Annotated in this window: 12 protein-coding genes and 1 pseudogene; 3 read left to right on the forward strand and 10 right to left on the reverse strand. The window is 39.3% G+C overall.

The window, feature by feature from the left end; translation table 11 throughout:
* The first annotated feature begins 49 nt into the window (after positions 1–49).
* On the forward strand, positions 50–376 hold the full coding sequence (locus ACHFIZ_RS04645; RefSeq protein WP_410883335.1) for a DUF3276 family protein: 327 nt from the start codon (positions 50–52) through the stop codon (positions 374–376).
* Between the two features lie 55 nt (positions 377–431).
* On the opposite strand, the gene ACHFIZ_RS04650 is transcribed toward ACHFIZ_RS04645, so the two are convergent.
* The 5 genes from ACHFIZ_RS04650 to ACHFIZ_RS04670 form a co-directional block, all read right to left on the reverse strand.
* Positions 432–1,619: a multiheme c-type cytochrome gene (locus tag ACHFIZ_RS04650; protein ID WP_410883337.1), complete on the reverse strand. Its 1,188-nt coding sequence runs from the start codon at positions 1,617–1,619 to the stop codon at positions 432–434.
* Between the two features lie 4 nt (positions 1,620–1,623).
* Positions 1,624–2,442, reverse strand: coding sequence for a family 16 glycosylhydrolase (locus tag ACHFIZ_RS04655; RefSeq protein WP_410883339.1), 819 nt, complete (start codon positions 2,440–2,442; stop codon positions 1,624–1,626).
* 18 nt (positions 2,443–2,460) lie between these two features.
* Positions 2,461–5,286 carry an outer membrane beta-barrel protein gene (locus ACHFIZ_RS04660; RefSeq protein WP_410883341.1) on the reverse strand — a complete coding sequence of 942 codons (2,826 nt, stop codon included), beginning with the start codon at positions 5,284–5,286 and terminating at the stop codon, positions 2,461–2,463.
* Between the two features lie 38 nt (positions 5,287–5,324).
* On the reverse strand, positions 5,325–6,209 hold the full coding sequence (locus ACHFIZ_RS04665) for a hypothetical protein (protein WP_410883343.1): 885 nt from the start codon (positions 6,207–6,209) through the stop codon (positions 5,325–5,327).
* Positions 6,210–6,549: 340 nt separating this feature from the next.
* Entirely contained in the window at positions 6,550–6,963 is a 414-nt protein-coding gene (locus tag ACHFIZ_RS04670; protein WP_410883345.1) for a hypothetical protein, read from the reverse strand.
* 1,009 nt (positions 6,964–7,972) lie between these two features.
* On the opposite strand from ACHFIZ_RS04670, the gene ACHFIZ_RS04675 reads away from it, so the two are divergent.
* The gene (locus ACHFIZ_RS04675; protein ID WP_410883347.1) at positions 7,973–8,782 is read left to right on the forward strand and encodes a hypothetical protein; all 810 of its coding nucleotides are present in this window, start codon (positions 7,973–7,975) and stop codon (positions 8,780–8,782) included.
* On the opposite strand, the pseudogene ACHFIZ_RS04680 reads toward ACHFIZ_RS04675, so the two are convergent.
* Positions 8,774–9,244, reverse strand: a pseudogene (locus ACHFIZ_RS04680) (M1 family aminopeptidase). The gene ACHFIZ_RS04675 and the pseudogene ACHFIZ_RS04680 sit on opposite strands and share 9 nt — an antisense overlap.
* A gap of 210 nt (positions 9,245–9,454) precedes the next feature.
* On the opposite strand from ACHFIZ_RS04680, the gene ACHFIZ_RS04685 reads away from it, so the two are divergent.
* Complete coding sequence (locus ACHFIZ_RS04685) at positions 9,455–10,303, forward strand: DUF2911 domain-containing protein (protein WP_410883349.1); 849 nt, start codon at positions 9,455–9,457, stop codon at positions 10,301–10,303.
* A 103-nt stretch (positions 10,304–10,406) separates the two neighbouring features.
* On the opposite strand, the gene ACHFIZ_RS04690 is transcribed toward ACHFIZ_RS04685, so the two are convergent.
* From ACHFIZ_RS04690 to ACHFIZ_RS04705, 4 genes are all read right to left on the reverse strand, one after another.
* Entirely contained in the window at positions 10,407–12,101 is a 1,695-nt protein-coding gene (locus tag ACHFIZ_RS04690) for a sodium:solute symporter (protein ID WP_410883351.1), read from the reverse strand.
* A gap of 99 nt (positions 12,102–12,200) precedes the next feature.
* Positions 12,201–14,636, reverse strand: coding sequence for a PIG-L family deacetylase (locus tag ACHFIZ_RS04695; RefSeq protein ID WP_410883353.1), 2,436 nt, complete (start codon positions 14,634–14,636; stop codon positions 12,201–12,203).
* A 96-nt stretch (positions 14,637–14,732) separates the two neighbouring features.
* Positions 14,733–15,335, reverse strand: coding sequence for a hypothetical protein (locus ACHFIZ_RS04700; protein ID WP_410883354.1), 603 nt, complete (start codon positions 15,333–15,335; stop codon positions 14,733–14,735).
* Positions 15,336–15,371: 36 nt separating this feature from the next.
* Positions 15,372–15,803: a DoxX family protein gene (locus ACHFIZ_RS04705; RefSeq protein WP_410883356.1), complete on the reverse strand. Its 432-nt coding sequence runs from the start codon at positions 15,801–15,803 to the stop codon at positions 15,372–15,374.
* Positions 15,804–15,813 lie beyond the last annotated feature (10 nt).

Here is a 15,813-nt window from a genome sequence, read left to right on the forward strand (position 1 = left end):
ATTATTACTTTATATTTACCAGAACCAAAAACCAAGAGCTAAAGCAACCATGGGAGAATTTGACAACAAAGAGAGAGAAGAGGTTTTTTCAAAGAAAGTAAGGGCAGGCAAGAGAACTTATTTTTTCGATGTGAAAGCGACAAGATCAGGAGACTACTACCTAACTTTGACAGAGAGTAAGAAAAGGTTAGAAGATGGTGTTTTTGTAAAACACAAAATTTTCCTTTATAAAGAGGACTTTGAAAAGTTTGCAGAAGGGTTGAATGAGACTGTTGAGTATATAAAAAACCATCAGGAAGTTGTTGAAAAACGTTATGAATACTCAGATAGCCATGAAGTTGTAGCAAGAGTTCAAAACGATGATTTTAGCTTTTAACGGCGACTTTTAACACTGAAAATAATATCAAAGCCCTATCGAAAGATGGGGCTTTTTAGTAAACAGCTATTTTGTGGGTTCGCAGAAGGTATGTGGCTATTTTAGAGTTACCGGATAACTTGAAACTAATAGCTTTTGAAGATCTCTTAGGCATATGACAGTCAATGCAGTTTTCTTTTAGCACTATACCCGAAGAAAGGGTTCTATCAGAATGCTTTACGGTTTGGTGGCAGCTTATGCATTTATTTGAATAACCTGCTAAGCCTTCATTTTTATTACCATGAATACTATGGCAAGTATTACAATCCAAGGTTTTGCTTTGAATAAAGCACTGACTGCCAGCTAACATTTGCATTTGCTGACCATGAACGTCCGGATCCCGAACAGTCTCCGAGTCCTTATCTAAAAATTCGTCCAAGTCGTCTCCCGCTTTAAAGACAAAAGTCGACCGCAACGCTTTTCGATCACTGCCGGAATGGCAAACTGCACAGGCATCGGTTTTTTGCTTCCTGGTAAATGACTTATACAATGAGATGTATTTTGAACTTTTCTGTTCAGGGTGATTTAATTGAAACTCGGCATGTTTAGCGGCCGGCCCGTGGCAACGCTCGCAGTCGATACCATAAGCAACTGAGCCCCTAATTAATTCCTGAGAGGTTACAAGACTTCCAGTTTTTGTAATCTTATGTTCAGCAAAGGAGGTATGACACTCCAAACATCTAACATCAATCTCCCTTGAAAAATAAAGTTGCTGATTCCTATAACCCGGACTGTTGGCCCAAGTTTTTAATCTGCTGAAGTAAGTTAATTGTAATTGATTAAGTCTATTCCCCCGCCAAGTGGCAAATGTTATAGCATCTTTTCCTGAGCCGAATGCAACATCAAATCTCCTTGCCAGTTGCTCTTCATTGTCAACATACGCTACCTGATAGGCCCCGCTATCCCGCCGTTCGACAGCAATTTTCAAATGATCATCAAAAGAAAATTGATTTGAAATGGCGCTATCTGCCTGCAAAAGCTCATGCCCTTTGATTATTGAAGATGTTTTTTGATGTGGGCTAATTAGATAGTCGTCATAAATATTTCTATGGCATTGTATACAAGTGGCCATTCCTGCCTTTGTGCTATCTGCCGCCGCCAGTTCATACCCTTTATCTGCATCAGTGTCCGTACACTGGGAAAAAAGAACAACCAGCAGCCCGATTGAACTCAAAACAACCATCAGGCGCTTAAAACCAACCATTCGTTTACTCAATCATTTTGTAATAACGCACATAGTCTACCACCATCTTTTGAGGGAATATAGTGTCATCAATACCTTTTGCCCCTCCCCAGTCGCCACCAACGGCCAGATTTAACAACAAGTGAAAACGTTTATCAAATGGCCATTCCTTATATGTTTTGTGTTCGTTGCCGAACTCAAAGATTTTTTCATTATCGTAGTAACCCTTTATGGACTCCGGCGTCCAATCCAACCTGTAAATATGAAAGCTAGTACTTGAACCTTCAATAATTTTGGTGGATGTTTTTTGAGTGTTAATTTTGAAATAATAGGCTTCAGAATGTGTGCTAAAATGAACATTATCCTGATCATAGCCAACATGCTCCATAATGTCAATTTCGCCGGATTTAGGCCATCCGCCATAAATAGATTCAGTAGGAAGCATCCAAATTGCCGGCCAGGTTCCCCTACCAGATGGCAGCTTGGCTTTCACTTCTATCCTTCCGTATAACACATCCAGCTTATTTTTGGTTACTAATCTGGCGGAGGAATAAGCCATATTTGCACTGCTTTCCTTTTTTGCAGTAATGGTTAAAAGCCCATTAGCGACACTGGCATTTTCCAGACTTTTTGTATAATTCTGCTTTTCGTTATTGCCCCAACCACTGCCACCAAGATCGTAGCCCCATTTATCTTTTGATGGTAGACCTTTGTAATTGAACTCTTCAGCCCAAGATGGCTTGGCTTCAAATGTCCACTCTTTTTGCTTAACGGAAGTTTTGTTTACAGTACCAGATCCAACAGACCAAAGTAGTAACACAGGAGTTATGAAAATTGACAACATGAATACAATGTAGAAATTTTATAGGAAACTTCCATCACCTCTTCTTCTTACATCTCCACCATTACGTCCTTTCGCTCCAGACCATTTTTGAAGTCTCATGCTTAGTCTAACTAAAAAATAGCGACTCAAAGCATTAGACTTAGTATCGACATAGCCACCATCTGAATTTTGATCTCTACTTATAAAATTGTTTTGATTTAGAGCATCAAACACTTGCAGCGAAACCTTTCCTCTTCGTTCGAAGAACTCCTTCTCAACGTTCATATTAATGATAAAAGGGTTACGGCTAATATTTGAGTTTATTCCGGAAACATAGTTCTTGCTAGCATCATAACCAAAGATAAATGACTGAAGAAAATAAATTCTTCCCTCCAAATTCAGAGCTAAGGTATTGATTTCATTTCCTCTCAACTCAGCAAGGGAGTTTACTGATGTTTCATGTCGATAAGAAACAGTAGGAACGACCTCAAACCATTCAGTAGGATTTATCCGTGGGCCAAATCTCTCATAGAAAGTTTTAACTGTATTTACATTGAGATCTCCCCGAAGCATGGAAATACGGTGATCATAGTTTGCATTACCGCGAAAAGTAAGGTTGTATTTTCTATTGTTTAGCTGTTTACTTATCGAGTAATCTCCATTGATACGGTAAACACCATTCACGTTGACAAATCTTGTCTCCGTAATCAACGGTCTACTTTGACCTTGGGCCGGAGTGACAGCAAAATCGGGTATTAGTACATTGTTTCTGATTACGGCGTTGTCTGTGAAGTTTGCATTTATTCTGACACTATAATTCAGTTTCGAATTTGCGATGTAGTTATTATAGTCGGTCCTGAGGGAGTGCGTAAAAGTAGCAAGTAGATTAGGGTTACCCACAACTGGGTTGTTTGGATTGGATACATCCCGAACTGGCTGAATTTGATCAAACGTTGGCTCGTTCGCATTACCATTGTAATTAAAAGAGATGCGATGTTGTCTAGACCATAAATACTCAAACCTGGCAATAGGAATTACATTAAAACTTTTCCTGTCAATAGTAGTTCCTAAACTTAGTTTCGTGCCAGAAAGCTGCGCTGGGATTCCGGTTATACCCGCTGAGAAACGAACTTTTGACATATTCGACATGCCATATCGAAAGTTTAGAGCCACACGACCCTGGGTGAAGGAGTATTTAAAAATATTACTTAAGGAGTCGATGGTTGAGGATAGTCCTGTTGGAGTTATATTACGCGTAGTAGCGCTATTGTCATAACCGTTATAATTCAGCTGAGCGTTAAACTCGAGCTGTGTATTCAGCGACAATGGTTCCACGTATGTTGCACTTCCCCGGTAATTATCACGCAAGTTCTTCCTCACGATCAACCTATTTGTATACTGATTTCCAGTATTATTGCCCGACAAGTCCAAATAATCAGTGTTTTGTATTTGACTTTGCTCTGCGCTGTAGTCATTGGTATTTAGTTCTGCCTGAACTGAGAAGTTCCTCCTTCTGTTTGCTTTAAATGAATGTTGAAAGAAAACTGAACCACCAAGTTCAGGATTGGTATTTTTGTTATTGTTGTCAGTAGTTCTATTCTGGTTTAGTGGCTGGAAACTACTCCTTTGTAAACTACTGGAATTACTGAGACTTGATGTAGAGTTATACTGAAACGAAGGAACTACGCGCAGAAAATTTAATGAATCAAGTGGAACTTCTAATTCTAATCTTAGCTGATGATTTCTTGCATCATTGTTGCTGTTACTGGCGCTAGTCGTGAAAACATCATAAGTACTTGTGCTTATCCGCGCGAAGGAAAGTGATTCAGTCTCACTTAATGAATTCACGTTATTTCCACCGATTCTATAATTGAAATTATATTCAATCTTTTTTCCTATTTTATCTCTCACACTTACAGAACCACTCCCGGCGGCTGTAGTTCCTCCGGTTGCAGAGCCACCACCGTTGCCTCCTGCTACCCCATTTACTGTATTTCTGAAATCTCCCCGTAAACCGATGGTTTGGTTTTGATTAATTCTATTTGCAAATAAGTCACCCTCATAACGGTCATTATTACCAGCAGCTCCGCTAAGGTTCAATTGATTACCAACAGATTTGTCGACCCGCGTGGTTATATTTAGTATCCGCTCTGGATCGCCATCTTTTATCCCAGTACGAGCGGCTTGATCACCGTAATCGTCAACCATTTGAATTTTATCAACTATCTCTGCAGGCAGGTTTTTTATCGCATTTGCTAAATCCCCCCCGATAAATTCCTTGCCGTTTAGTTTCGCTTTTGTGACCGCCTGTCCCTGATGGATGAGCGACCCATCGGTACCAACTTCCATTCCCTCCATCTTTTTCAAGAGCTCGTCAACAGTTGCATTCTTTCGTACCACATAATCACTCGCCTTGTATTCTACTGTATCTGTTTTATATGTGATAGAAGGTGTACCATTAATTACAACTGTATTAAGCGTGTTGCTCTCATCCTTCAAAAAAATAGGATCCATTACGATCCTCGGGGTCATATCATTTTGCTTGAAACGCATCGGTTTAGAATTTGTATACCCGATGCTGGTAATCAGAATAGTGTAAGTTGCCGATTTTACGTTTTTGAAAATGAAGATACCATCGTTATTAGTGCTCGTTTTTAAGGTGTCTTTATCGGAAGTTAATGTTACTGTAGCGCCAATTACGCCGAGATCAGTGCTATCTTTTACAATTCCGCTAATTTCCCTTGTTGGGAGTGCAGGGGCTGGAGTAGCAGATTTAGGAGGGTTTTGACCAAAAAGGTTTGAAGCGAAAAATACCAAAAGCATCAGTACTATGCCTGATCTTAATATACTTGAGAAGTAATTCATTAGTGTGGGATCTATTGATTATGTATAGTTGCTCTGGACTACTTTTTGGTCAAAGTATATTTTCCCCAAAAATCTGTAGGACTAATTAATGCCTGGAAATCTATCCCGCTACCTCTTGGTCCACCGCCGCCGCCTCTTGGTCCACCACCGCCGCCGGCAAATCCACCACCACCCTCACCGCCACCGCCACCGCGGTTAAAGTCCATTCCGGGTAGCTGCAAACCATTCAACTTCACGTTATACGCAAACTCTTTTGCATTGTCTAAAGTAAGGCCCAGTTCTTCCAATGGAATGGCTGCTTCATAGAAAAAGACATTGTCTTTATCAATGCTTGCTGCAGCCTTGATACCCCTATCATTGTAGATCGACAATAAAGTATCTGTTGTTTTCTTAAATCCTTTTATTTTGATCTCCTTAACCTGAGCAAGCTGTGTTTTTTGCATAGCAGCCATCGCAGAGTCACGCTGCTTTGAAGTCAATTGAACTCCACCAGGGCCCATACCTCCAAATGCCGGGCGTACTATAGCACCCCCACCACCTCCTTGTCCCCCACGTCTAAATTGCGCACGATTTATCAGGGGGTAAGTCAGTGTAATGCTTTCTTTATCTTTCTTTTTTCCGTCAGGATTTACAGAAAAGGTGATTCCACCTGCCATGATTTTCGTATTATTTCCCACATCAGTAGACTTCACTACCAAATACAAATTCTTATCATCATTGCTAATCAGATAAGAAATACTTGTGGCCTTATTTTGGGCGAATGTGGCGTTAGCCCATTCATTGTTTCTTCCATCAGCCTTAGTAAGCTGTGGCGCATAGATACCTACTTCCTGTAATTCAGTGACTTTTTGTGCCTGGGCAGAAAGTATAGCTCCTGTTAAAAGTAGGCCAATGAATGGAACTATTAAAAGATTTGATTTCATAAATATGGATAAAATGGATTTTTCGCTTAGTTTATGTTTATGACTCAGTACCATGGCTTAGGTTTAATCCATTAATCAATTTTTCATCCCATTAAACTGATGCGAATTAAATGCAAATTTTAGTCATTTAGATGAAGTCGTCTATTTTTGTTACAACGTACAAAAAAACATCCAGGTGGAAAATAGTGCATGAAATGTGAATAAGGACGTTATTTTACCTGAACTTAAAGCGTCAGCATGAAAACAAACCATTCCCGGACGCTTGTTTGAAGTAAATTACGGGCACGTAGATTTGTCCACTGTCGCGTTCACAATAAGAAAAGCATTTAAATTGTTACAATTAACTTAAGTCATCACAGGCTTTTATCTCTACTTCAGAAATCAGAATAGAATTATCTTCCTTCGAAACATTGGTAGTCAGTACAATGCCTTGATCATTGTGAATTCTGTCTTCAATCGACCCGATGGTTTCATTAGCAATGGCCTTGTTCATGATTCTAATCGGTTCATCCAAACCCTCAGTTTTAATTTCCAGATCGTAAATACCTAGCATCCTGGTTTTGAAAATAACGAGACTTGCATCCTTGTCGCATACGATATCTTTTAATCCGGAAAACGCATTCAGTACCTGTTCTGTATGAGTTGCTTTGAAGCCAAATACAATTGCAAAGGCTCCCGAAGCATTTTCTTCAAGTCCTGATAAAAATATTTCGTTTACATCTGATAACGCAGACTCAATAATCAACCTGTCCATATAAAACTATTTTGATTTACTACTAAAAAGGCTTTAGTAGGTCGATTGTTTGAAAAAACTGATAATATTTCATTTAATTCTGCTCAGCTGCCTTCCTTTGTTGAAATATATAAATTAGGTAAAATAAAAGCTGGAAGAATGAAAACACTTCCAATCAGCAAGGCATATCCCAATATTTTAATAGTTTTAGCCTGGCCCTGATGTACTAGCTGAGACAGATTATCACCGTTTTTAATTAGTATTGTATAAGGAAGATGACTGTATGTAGCGGCAAACAATATCATAGTAACCCGATATCCGGAAAGAAGTCTCAATAGTATCGGATTGTCATTCTTAAGCGATCAAAGAATAACTAACAAAGAAATGCTGGCGGCTACAATTGCGATTACGCCTGGTAGGTCGCCGAATATTTAAGTCAATAAAGGAATCTTATCAATTACTGATGCTCCAAACACCAAAGCTCCACTAGCCATGACTATATAAATTGTCCGGTAAGCTTTAGGAACAAAATGCATTCGATCCACTTCATTATCCGCTTAACCAATAATGAAGATTGTTGCAAGAAATCCACATATGCTAACCGAAACTATTCCCACTGCGATAGAAAACCAATTGAGCCAGCTGTAGATATATGCTGTGAGAAATCCTACAGCCTGCAAATTGGACCGGCATGCTCCATAAATTTGGGCCAGGGCAGTCACATCTTTGTAAATCACTTACTTTGTTCGCAACCAGAAGAAGTGCGCCACAGAAATAAAAAAAGACATTACCATTCCAATACAGGCAAACATAATGTGGAAACCAAGGGAAAAGGCCATCTGAAGAAGGGCTGTTACAAAACCGTCAACAGCGTCATTATTAGCAATTACATCGCATGAAAAAATAAGCTGTAACGGGCAGTAACCTTAGATAATTATGGAATATTTCGACTGTATGTAAATTAATCTCCTGCCAATTTGGCTTCATACCGTAATCCTCCTGATGTTAGCATCACATCAGGAAATATAACATGATAAAATCAATCATTCAAATCAGCTTTATAGGCTTATTGTTACTATTCGTAAGTTGTAAAAAAATGAAGCCTTCCAGGACACCACCTACAACGGTAACAGAAGAGGAGAAACCCGTAGTGGTAGTACCACCTAAAAAAAAGAAGATGTTGCCTATCAGACTTACAACTACTAGTTTGACTGTAGATCTTATTTACATGGAAAACAGCGCATTGATCACAGCAGTAAAGCTTTCCAGTGGAACTAATTTCCTGATTACCTATGCGGGCAAAGTGCTTAAGAAGATTCAGAAGTACAAAGACAATTTGTATGTGCAGTCTGTAGATTACCTAATTACGGATGGACAGATCGTCCGCGCTTCGAGATTTGATATGACTGAACAACGATCTACCCCAACTGAAAAATACTACCTCTTACACAACGCAAAGCTCCAAATAAACAATATCAAAACCTATGGGGTCAATGGTTCCTTGCTTTCAGACAACACATTAGAATATAAAGAGGACGGTAATCTGACCAACTCTCATTTTAATACAAGGAATTCAATAAGTATTTATAGCTATAGCTACGACACCAAAAACGGTATATTTCAGTCTGTGCCATTTTGCCAACTTTTGAGGCTCGAAATCAATGAGGCATTTTTAAATCAGGGAATTAACAACGTTCTTACTCTTTCCAATCAAAAACTAGTGAAAGAAAATGTCATGTATGATTACCAGTACGGATCCGATGACTATCCAACTGAAATTAGAATCACAAACAATGGCCTTTCTCAGACTTATAAAGTTACCTACATCGAGCTAAAATAAACTAGCGACTATACCTGATATTTTCTGCCTTAAACAGATTAGAACTCCTTCCTGAAATTTATCCCGCCCCATTAATCCTTCTAATTGGCGCATCATAATTGGAGCTTTATGGTATATAATGTTTCCGTAAAGCGTGCCTACATCCTTAAGATTATTCAACTCTTGCCTGATCGGATTAGCTCCTTTTGCACGGTCTATCTAATAAGCCAGTGTAAAGTGATCAATAAGAAATTTCAAGTCAAACATATCTTTTCCAGTCAATGCTTCAGTACTCTTCTCTGCCATAAAATAGGCAAATACCTCCTTCATCCAGACGTCTGTAAACCAGTTCATGGTCACCATGTCTTCGAACCACATATGCGCAGTTTCATGTGAAATCACATTGCTTCTGGAATTAATCTGATCCTTGGTCGCACTTTCGTCTAAAAAAAGAGCAGAAGATTTACTTGTAATTGACGTCAGTCAACACTGATTTTCTGTACTACGCCAATTCTCTTGACACTCCGTTTTCGATACCAGGATTCGCAAAATATTTTGATCCGGAGCAAGAGATAATGAAAAAGGAAAAGCAACCTAAAATATTGCGATAATTGACCATACGGGCTAATTTAGGAATGATTTGTTAATAATAACCGTAATTTTATGGGAACAAACCTTTAATCATATAAGACAATGAAAACGATTTTTAAAACAATGTTGTTTGTTGCAATCGCGGCTACGACAAGTGTAGGCCTGAATGCGCAAGGACTTAAAATGCCACAGGCAAGCACTGCACAGTCAATCACTCAGGGATTTGGATTGGGAACTGTTTCAATCAACTATTCTCGCCCAAATACAAAAGGCCGTAAGATCTTTGGTGCCCTGGAGCCCTATGGCGCAGTTTGGCGTACCGGAGCTAATTCAGCTACAACAATTACAACCACAGAGGCAATAAAAATTGAAGATAAAGATCTTCCGGCAGGCACATATGGACTATTTACAATTCCGGGAGCAAATGAGTGGACTGTAATCATTAACAAAGGAGCAAAACAATGGGGCGCTTATGAATATAAAGCGGAAGAAGATTTGTTTAGGTTTAAAGTGACGCCACTGAAGTTGAAAGACAAAGTTGAAACTTTCACGATTCAATTGGCAGACGTTTATCCCACTAAGGCAAAGCTACAATTGATGTGGGAAAACACTGCGCTTAGCATTAATCTTACTACAGATGTTGACACTAAAGTAATGGCAGGTATAGACGAAGCAATGAAAGGTGATAAAAAACCATATTTTGCGGCTGCACAATACTATTATGAAAACGGAAAAGACCTTACCAAGGCTTTGGAATGGGCGACAGAAGCAGAGGTTACGGATCCAAAAGCTCCATATTATAAGCTTTGGAAAGGTCGCATCCAACTAAAAATGGGAGATAAGAAAGCAGCTGGTATTACTGCCGCGGAAGGTATAAAAGTTGCTGAGGAAGCCAAAAATGCTGAATATGTGCGTTTGAATACGGCTTTGCTCAATGAGACAAAAAAATAAGTATGATTATCCATTGAAAGAGGTTCAAATATGGGACCTCTTTTTTTTGAAAAAGTTCATTCGGCAAAGTAAAATGCTGCGTAGACCTTTTCCGCGCGCTAGACTATTCTGCCGAAGTTGTCCTTAAAAATCGCTGTATGATAACACCAAATATCACTACAAATAAACAACCGATCAGGTTTAACCAGAGATAGGCGATCTTATCAGAATGTCCGATTATTACAACTGTAATTTCCGCTAGGATAGCCGATACAAAAACTGCCCTTCCGGTTACTTTCTTTACGTAAAAAGCAACGAGAAAAACACCTAAAATAGTGCCGTAAATATAGGAGCCTAAAATATTAACGGCCTCCAAAAGATTCCCGATTTTGCCTGCATACAAAGCCATCACAATGCATACTATACCCCAGAACACCGTTGCCGCCCGTGAAGCCTGCAAGTACTCGTTATCACTCCCGTTTTTCCGAATCAACCTTTTGTAAATATCAATAACAGTAGTGGAAGCCAGAGAATTTAGTGCACTAGCTGTAGAGCCCATTGAGGCTAAGAAGATTATCGCAATTAATAGCCCTATTAATCCTTTTGGTAAATACTGGGTTACAAAGCTTAGAAAAACGTAGTTATTATCTTTCGTGTTCGCCTGTTTATCATTTTTTTCCATCAGCATTACGACTTTAGCCCGTATGGATTTGTCTTTCTGATCGGATGTTTCCAAAACTCTACGCTGCGCATCAATACGCATTTGATTCTCAGAATCAAGGGCGTCATTCATTTTTAAGATCTCTTTTTGCTTGGCAGTAAATGCAGTATTATACTCTCCTTTAAGCAAATCCAGATCTGATTTATATTTACTGTTCTCCAGCTTATTAAGCTCAAAAGAATTAAAGAAGATAGGAGGTTTGTTATATTGATAGAAAGTAAATACAAGAACCCCTATCAATAATATTAAAAATTGCATTGGAATTTTAACTAAACCATTCATTAGTAACCCTCTCCTACTCTCGTTGACTGAAGCACCCGATAAGTAACGTCCAACCTGACTTTGGTCGGTTCCGAAGTAGGACAACTGCAAAAAGAATCCGCCTATTAATCCTGACCATACGGTGTACTGGTTGTTAAGATCGAACTTAAAATCTATTGCATTTGTTCTTCCCATTTTCCCTGCAATGCTAATTGCCTTAATAAAACCAATATTTTCAGGCAGTAAATGAACCACCATTATTCCCGCAGCAAAGAGCCCGCAAAAAATGATGCTCATCTGAAGCATCTGTGTATAAGAAACCGCCTTTGTACCACCATACACGGTATAAAATACCACCAGACTTCCAATAAACAACGTAGTGTAAGTTGTATTGATGTCTAGTATGGTAGATAAAATAATTGACGGGGCATAAATGGTAATACCAGTAGAAAGTCCACGTTGAACTAGAAACAAAAAAGCCGTAAGCGCCCTGGTCTTCAGATCAAATCGTTGCTCAAGGTACTCATAGGCAGTATATACCTTCAACTTATGGAAAATAGGCACAAAAGTGATACATAGAACAATCATCGCCAGCGGCAGACCCAGATAGAACTGGACAAAGCTCATTCCAGAGGAATAAGCAAGACCCGGAGCTGAAAGAAACGTGATGGCACTCGCTTGGGTTGCCATGACAGATAAGCACACATGATACCATGGCAAAGATTGATTACCAAGCAAGTATCCGTCAATATTTTGTGCGCCACGACTTTTATAAATGCCATAAAATACAATTACAACCAGTGTCAATGCCAATACCGCCCAGTCCAAATTACTCATCCGAAGTATTTTGTAAAAGCATAAAAAATCAACACGAGGAATACTAACCAGCAGATCAAAAGAATATAATACTTTCTATATTGCAGCTTCTCCATTCCGTTATTTACCTGCAGAAATTAAATTCACAAACAAACGATATGCCCCCGGAACACCAGCAGGTAGCTGCCTGAAAAATGATATGCCGGTATAAACGTACTTCCCCTTTCCATAATTGGCCACTATTAAAGCTCCATTATTCTCCCTTTCAGCTGTGTCGTTGATACTTATTAACGGAGTATAGTGTTGATCCACGTCTGTCACAAAGTATAAACCCCGCTCCTGAATCCAACCATCAAAATCTTTCAGAGTAATTTTGTTAGGATAATTAAATGCAGAATTATCAGGGGCGAGTATCGTTACCTTTGCATCTTCTTCAGTTACCCGATCCCGACTTAATCTGAATGGATATGGGCCAAGATTATCGATCTTCAGCGGCGAATTAACGTTATACTGGACCAATAGGACCCCTCCATTTTCAACGTATTTCATGAGCTTAGGTTGGATGCTTTTTACTTGCTCATTTACATTATAAAACCTAATTCCAGTTATGATTGCATCGTATCCTGAAAGATCAGAGTTCATTACCTGATCCTCTGTCAAATTAATTACATCGTAACCAATTTGTTTTAAAGATTGTGGAATTAGATCCCCTGCTCCGGCAATATATCCAAGCCGCTTACCTGCCAGCTTCAGATCAACCTTTTCAACTCCCGCCTCTGCACGAGGAAATAATGTCTGCTCTGGAATATGATCGTAATCAATGATCCGAAGACCATAATTATATTTCCTACCATCAACAATAACATCTAATAGGATCTTTCCACCATTGATGCTTCCATAAGGTGTTACCGAAAAGGTCAATAGCTGTTCATCACCCTTTTTCGCTAGCTTGAAAGTTAAATTTTCCGGCGATGATTTCCATTCGGCAGGTAGATTCGGCTTCACGGTACCTGTTGCGTTATCCTTAAAACACTTTAATTGAATACTGATCACTTTTGGTTGATTGCCATTAAATATAAAGGCTTTTTCTGTGATCGTAGCCGTTACAGGTGGTGCAATTACCAACGGCTGATACAATTCCCCTCTCACCTGATCGGTGTATTTATAAACCACAGGCATGCGCTTCAAAATTTCCTGGTCGCCTATTGTGATTTTAAACATTATACTTAATCCAATCGGATTTTCTGCAAGTCCAATGTTGGCCAATGAATCGACTGTATAAGTACCCAATACGTGCGGACTTTCCAACCAATAAGGCTGGGTGAGTCTATCAGAACCTGCAATGTTTACTTCTTTCGAGGCCAATTGATTCGGCTGCAAATCCAGCAATGTTCCGGTAGTTATCTCGGTCACCGAAATCGGTAATCCAAAAGATTTCCCGGCTCTGGAGATCGCCTGAAGTCTGACTCTCACCGGCTCGTTTAAAGCATAAGAAGGGTTAACGGCGGCGCCTTCGAGCCATATTCCTGCACAAGCGAGAATCAAATTATCCAGCAAGTCCTTTTTGAAAGCCTTATCCTTTACCAATTGCTTTAATGTCAGTAGTTTGGGAATTGATTTAGCAGGATCTGACACTTGGTATTCTGAGTTGATCTCATTCAGCAGCCTTTGGACATCAGCGTATCCTTCACTTCTTCCCAACGTAAAATCAATACCTTCAAACAGATCCTTTCCCGCCTTATCGCCAGCAGTAGAACTAAAAAACTCTAGACCTCCACCTCTTTGTCTGGAAGAGCCAAAACCCTGACTTCTATGATTAGATCTGCTTTCTGCCGCAATTTCCCCATAGCTTTTTCCCAACAGCGCATTGTAACCTCCAACATCAATTTTAAGTTGATCGTCTGAAGTTGTATTCGTACCTCCAAAATTAAAAGTATTCCAGACGATTCGTTTAGCTTGCCAAGGTTTGACGAATGACAGCTGTTCAGGAAACTGTTTTGGATCTGCGGCAGCAGAAAATGCCTCCCTAGCCAATATTGCAGAACCGGAGTGATGCCCATGCCCTGCCCTTGAATCTTCGGGAAAGCGAGTAATGATCACATCTGGTTGAAACTTCCTGATCACCCAGACAACGTCGGCTAAAACCTTTGCCTTATTCCAGATTTTGAAGCTTTCCTCGGAATTTTTAGAAAAACCGAAATCATTGGCACGTGTAAAAAATTGTTCTGCACCATCTATTCTCCTTGCCGCCAGGAGCTCTTGTGTACGAATCAAACCGAGAAGTTCAGCTTGCTCATTACCAATTAAGTTTTGGCCACCGTCTCCCCTTGTTAATGATAAATAACCTGTCCTAACTTTTTTTTCTTTTGCCAGATATGCCAGCAATCTAGTATTTTCATCATCAGGGTGTGCAGCGATATAAAGCACGCTTCCTGTTACATTTAAGTTTTCAAGGCCCTGTTTGATCTCAGCAGCATTCAACTGTTGCATTTGCTGAGCACACAATAAAAAAGGATTTAAGAACAGGACAAAAGAAAAGTATATTTTAAATTTCATATTCGGATCTTGATTTTCGAAATTAACCAAAAATCATGAATCCCTAATTGAAATTATAGTTATATCCGTAACAATAATGCAAAAGTACGACGGTTCTTATAGGAGAATCTTACTGCTTATTTCTTTATCTATCGTGATGAATCCGGGATATTTTACCAGGGTGTTGCCCACTTTAATGCTTGGTCTTATCTTGAGTGTAAGTAAACCTTTCTTCTCCGGACTACCATCTTTACCAGCCTTTACAAATTCAGCAATCTGATTCATAACTTTATTGTTCGACACAAATGGGTAAAGATTTACAATCATATTTACAGGGACAATTGTAGATTGACCCGCTGCCACATTAACCTCTTGGTTGACAACGCCTTCGGCGAGATCTGCATTGTTAATCAAAATTTTATATTCAAATTGATTGATAGCGGCATCATTGCCGGAAGGATTCTTTACCTCCAGATTTAAGCGCGCTTTTAAAGGCACATCTTGCCTAAGCAAACCAAACGCAAGACCCGGTAAACTAGCAAGATTAAACTCTTGACCAGCAAATAATTTTTTGACATCAGTACCTCCAATAGTGATCTCATTCGCGGAGGTTATTCTATAGGTACACTTTTCTAAAGCCTTAATTTGTTGGGCTTGTTTATTTATGCCACAACCAGAAACTGCTATTACCAGCAGGAAAAACATAACAACTCTTTTCATAATACCTATAACGCAATAAGCATGCTAATGATATGACTAGCGCCTGCGCTTACTAAATTTGCGACTGATGAAATAATCAACGCTATATTTTCCTGCACCGCAAACGAGTATTAAAACATATACAACTAGATAATGCAAAGCCAATTCTTTCTTTCCGAAAGGATCACTGCCATGCGCAACAAGAACAGCAATGAGCATGGTTACAATCAATGGGATTGAAGCTAGCCTGGTTGCAAAACCAAGAATCAAAAGAATAGAGCAGAAAACCTCTGCGAAGATAGCCAAATAAAGAGAAGCGGCTTGTCCGAGACCAACCGGGTCTATAAATTGTATTTCCCCTCCTGCTAATGCCGACTGTAATTTGTCGTATCCATGAGTAAGCATTAAAATACCTATCGCTAAGCGCAATACAAGGAACATAAAGTTTAAAGTACTGTGATTGAAATTAGTATTATATAGCTGCTTCATATATTTCCGT

Source organism: Pedobacter sp. JCM 36344 (assembly GCF_046546555.1).
Taxonomy (GTDB): domain Bacteria; phylum Bacteroidota; class Bacteroidia; order Sphingobacteriales; family Sphingobacteriaceae; genus Pedobacter.